The following is a 1,777-nucleotide window of genomic DNA, read 5'->3' as shown; positions in this document are numbered from 1 at the left end:
CGCCGCGGGAGTGGACTGAGTGACCGCGGGACCGCACCGGTGCCGCCGCGTGGCCGCCCGCTCCGACGGCCGGCTCGAGCGCCGTCCCACCGGCGAGAAAGGGTGGTCCGCCATGAGCGCGACCGTACGGTCCAGCCTGCCTCCGCGGCGCGTCGTGCGCGCGAGGGAACTCGCGGTGATCATCCCCGCGCACAACGAAGCCGACGCCATCGCCGAGACGCTCGACGCCCTGTCACGGCAGACGGCGGTACCGCGACGTGTGATCGTCGTCGCCGACAACTGCACGGATGCCACCGGGTACGTCGCCGCCGCCCACGGGGCCGACGTCATGGTGACCCGTGACAACACCGACCGCAAGGCCGGTGCGCTCAATCAGGCGCTCGCAGCGCTGGGCGGCGACGCACCGCCCTTCGTCCTCGTCGTCGATGCCGACACGCGCCTGGACCCGCAGTTCATCGAGGTGGCCATGGCCGCGCTGACCGCTGACGCCGCACTCGGCGCAGTGAGCGGGGTCTTCGTCGGCGAGCGGCCACTGAGCGTGCTGCAGCAGTTCCAGGCGAACGAGTACGTCCGCTACGGCACCCAGATCCGCGCCACCGGACGGGTGAGCGTCGTCACCGGCACCGCGTCGATGTTCCGCACCGCCGCGCTGCGCGATGTCGCCGCCGCACGAGGTGATCTTCTGCCCGGTACCCGCGGGGACGTCTACGACCGCGGCGCCATCACCGAGGATTCCGAGCTGACCCTGGCCCTCAAGACGTGCGGCTGGCGGATGGTCGCACCCGACGAATGCGTCTGCACCACCGAGCTCATGCCCACCTGGGGCGACCTGCACCGCCAGCGCGTGCGCTGGTACAAGGGCATGCTCGACAACCTGCGCGAGTACGGCGTCTCCCGCGTCACGCTGCGCTACATCGGCCAGCAGGCGATGATCCTCGTCGGCATCCTCACGATCGCCGCTCTGCTGCTGCTGACCGCGCTGTCGATCGCCGCCGGCACCTTCGCCCTGAGCGGGTTCTGGCTCGCCGTCGGCGGCGTCTTCATCCTCGAACGCGTCATCACCGTGTGGCCGGGCGGACCGCGCGCCCGCCTGCTCGCCGCCGCCGTGCTGCCGGAGATCGCCTACGACATCGCCCTGCAGGCGGCGTTCGTGCACGCCGTCGCGCTGGCGCTGCTGCGCCGTGACACCGACTGGAACCACGTCACCGCGCACGAGACCCCCCTCTTCGTCCCCTCGAGCTGAGCGGGACCCCTCTCTTGCGGAAGGACCTCTCCATGTACCAGCTCAACAGCAGCGCCGCCGGTGTGCTCGCCACGACCGGTGCCGCCGTCGCCCACACCTGGGTGGCGGGCTGGACCCTGTTCGTCGCCGGGCTCGCCACGCTCTCGATCGGCCGTGTCCTGCGGATGCGCCGCGAAGCGCGGACGGAGCCCTGACACGTCCCGCGGGCAGTGCCCGCGGGCTGACCCCACCCATCACGACAGAAAGGAGTTGCGGTGAGAAAGCAGGTCGCGAGCGCCACTGCGGCGCTCGTCATCGCTGCGAGCCCGCTGATGCTCGGCGCGTCCGCAGCGCAGGCCGCAGACGCCACGTGCGTTCCGCGGGCTGCCTGGACCGAGACGGTCCTCGTGACCCCCGCGGTGCCCGCCGTCGCCGAGATCCCCGGTGTAGCGGAGGTCCCCGAGGTGAGCCACACGGAGACCCGCGTCGTCCAGGAGGCCTGGACCGAAACCGTCGTCGACAAGGAGGCCTGGACCGAAACCGTCGTCGACAAGG

Annotated in this window: 3 protein-coding genes; all 3 read left to right on the top strand. The window is 71.6% G+C overall.

Features of this window, described 5'->3' with window-relative positions:
• Positions 1-112: 112 nt before the first annotated feature.
• Positions 113-1,243 (top strand): glycosyltransferase family 2 protein, encoded by a 1,131-nt coding sequence (locus NQ160_RS23305; protein WP_257517386.1) that lies wholly within the window; start codon positions 113-115, stop codon positions 1,241-1,243.
• Positions 1,244-1,275: 32 nt separating this feature from the next.
• Complete coding sequence (locus NQ160_RS23300) at positions 1,276-1,437, top strand: hypothetical protein (protein WP_257516370.1); 162 nt, start codon at positions 1,276-1,278, stop codon at positions 1,435-1,437.
• 60 nt (positions 1,438-1,497) lie between these two features.
• Positions 1,498-1,777: hypothetical protein (locus NQ160_RS23295; RefSeq protein WP_257517385.1), on the top strand; the 280-nt coding region annotated here is incomplete at its 3' end.

Source organism: Microbacterium sp. zg.Y909, from assembly GCF_024626565.1.
The sequence above is the reverse complement of the archived record's forward strand: the minus strand, read 5'-3'. Positions and strand labels throughout refer to the sequence as shown.